Genomic DNA, 2,525 nt, shown 5'->3' with positions numbered 1-2,525 from the left:
TCGGTCAGGCGGGATTCGAACGCATCGAGATAGCGTGTGATGATGAGATCATTTTCCAGCAGGCCCCGCCGCGCGCGCCAACGCAGGCGCGCACGTTCGAGCCCGGATAATGGATCGGACATGAAGGCCCTTCAAATTGTACGGCGCACGAGCATTTCCTTGATTTTGCTGATGGCCAGGGATGGGTTCAGACCCTTGGGACAGACATCGGTGCAGTTCATGATGGTGTGGCAACGGAACAGGCGATAAGGGTCTTCTAGATCATCGAGGCGCTCGGCCGTGGCCGCGTCGCGCGAATCGGCGATGAAACGGTAGGCCTGCAGCAGGCCGGCGGGCCCCACGAATTTGTCGGGATTCCACCAAAACGACGGGCACGCGGTAGAGCAGCAGCCGCAGAGAATGCACTCGTACAGGCCGTTGAGCTCTTCGCGCTCTTCGGGCGACTGCAGGCGTTCTTTTTCGGGCGGCGGCGTATCGTTGATGAGAAACGGCTTGATCGAATGGTACTGGTCGAAGAAGAACGTCATGTCGACGATCAGGTCGCGCACCACCGGCAGGCCAGGCAGCGGCTTGAGCACAATCGGTTCTTTGAGTGTGCGCAGGTTGGTGGTACACGCCAGGCCGTTCTTGCCATTGATATTCATGGCGTCCGAGCCGCAGACCCCTTCGCGGCACGAGCGGCGCAACGCCAGGCTGTCGTCGATCTCGTTTTTGATGCGCAGGATGGCGTCGAGCAGCATTTTGTCGGATGGTTGCAGCTCGACATCCAGTTTCTGCATATAGGGCCGTTCGTCTTTGTCGGGGTCGAAACGGTAGATCTCAAACTTTACGATACGTTTACTCATGACAATATCCACATGGCAATATTCAATCAGAAGGTACGCGGCTTGGGCGGAACGGTGTCCACGGTCAGCGGCTTCATGCGCACCGGCGAGTAATCGAGCCGGTCATCCGGCGAGAACCACAGCGTGTGCTTGAGCCAGTTTTCGTCGTCGCGCTCGGGGTAGTCTTCCAGGGCGTGAGCCCCGCGGGATTCGTGTCGATTGGCCGCCGACCGGGTGGTGGCGCGCGCGACTTCGATCATGTTGGTGAGCTCGAGCGCCTCGACGCGGGCCGTGTTGAAGACCTTGGATTTGTCGGCGTAATACACCGAATCGACTTCGGCGACCATGTCGGCAATGACTTTTTCACCTTCTTTGAGCACGTCCAGCGTGCGGAACACCCCGCAGTGGCTTTGCATGGCGATCTGCATCTTGTGCACGATGTCGTGGGTCTTTTCGCCCGACGTGCGGGCCTCGATCCGGTTGACCCGGTCGAGCGAGGCCTCGATGTCAGTATCGGGCAGCGGTTCGTGCCCATGCTGCCGCTCGGGGTGCTGATCGACGATGAAATTGCCCGCCGAGCGGCCGAACACCACGATGTCCAGCAGCGAGTTGGTGCCCAGGCGGTTGGCGCCGTGCACCGATGTGGCCGCGCATTCGCCGATGGCGTACAGACCCTTGACGACCTGCTCTTCGCCATTGACGCGGGTGAGCACCTGGCCGTGATAGTTGGCGGGTATGCCCCCCATCTGATAATGAATGGTAGGCACCACCGGGATCGGATCCTTGATGGGATCCACGTTGGCGAACTTGATGGCCAGTTCGCGGATCGCCGGCAGGCGTTTCTTGATGGTTTCGGCGCCCAGGTGATCGAGTTTCAGCAGCACGTAATGACCATCGCCACAGCCCCGCCCCTCTTTGATTTCCTGGTCCATCGAGCGCGAAACGAAGTCGCGTGGGGCCAGGTCCTTGAGGTGCGGCGCGTAGCGTTCCATGAAGCGCTCGCCGTCCTTGTTGAGCAGGAAGCCGCCTTCGCCGCGCACCCCTTCGGTAATGAGCACCCCGGCACCGGCCACCCCGGTGGGATGGAACTGCCAGAATTCCATGTCTTGCAGAGGGATGCCGGCGCGGGCCGCCATGCCCAGGCCATCGCCCGTGTTGATGAAGGCGTTGGTGGTAGACGCCCAGATACGCCCCGACCCCCCGGTGGCCAGCACCGTATGCTTGGCCTCGAGCACGTAGATTTCGCCGGTTTCCATTTCGAGCGCCGTCACGCCGAGGACGTCGCCCGCATTATTGCGCAGCAGGTCGAGCGCCATCCATTCGACGAAAAACTGGGTATGGGCCGCCACGTTGCGCTGGTACAGGGTGTGCAGCATCGCATGGCCGGTTCGGTCGGCCGCCGCACAGGCCCGCTGCACGGGGTTTTCGCCGAAATGCGAGGTATGGCCGCCGAAGGGGCGCTGATAGATGGTGCCATCGGGGTTGCGGTCGAAGGGCATGCCGAAGTGCTCGAGCTCGTAGACCACGCTGGGCGCCTCGCGCACCATGAACTCGATCGCGTCCTGGTCACCCAGCCAATCTGAGCCCTTGATCGTGTCGTACATGTGCCATTGCCAGTGGTCTTCGCTCATGTTGCCGATCGAGGCGCTGATGCCGCCCTGAGCCGCCACGGTGTGTGAACGCGTCGGAAACACCTTGGTG

At 61.5% G+C, this 2,525-nt stretch carries 3 protein-coding genes; all 3 read right to left on the bottom strand.

Annotation, left to right across the window (positions count from 1 at the left end):
* Positions 1-122 (bottom strand): succinate dehydrogenase assembly factor 2 (locus WCZ84_RS14035; RefSeq protein WP_372686895.1); only part of this gene is annotated, 122 nt, incomplete at its 3' end.
* A 9-nt stretch (positions 123-131) separates the two neighbouring features.
* On the bottom strand, positions 132-845 hold the full coding sequence (locus WCZ84_RS14030; RefSeq protein WP_372686894.1) for a succinate dehydrogenase iron-sulfur subunit: 714 nt from the start codon (positions 843-845) through the stop codon (positions 132-134).
* 26 nt (positions 846-871) lie between these two features.
* Positions 872-2,525, bottom strand: a 1,654-nt coding sequence (gene sdhA, locus WCZ84_RS14025) for a succinate dehydrogenase flavoprotein subunit (protein ID WP_372686893.1), incomplete at its 5' end; no start/stop codon positions are given.

The organism is Castellaniella sp., assembly GCF_041675725.1.
GTDB lineage: Bacteria > Pseudomonadota > Gammaproteobacteria > Burkholderiales > Burkholderiaceae_B > Castellaniella.
Note: the sequence above shows the minus strand (reverse complement) of the source record. Positions and strands in the feature narration are given on the sequence as shown.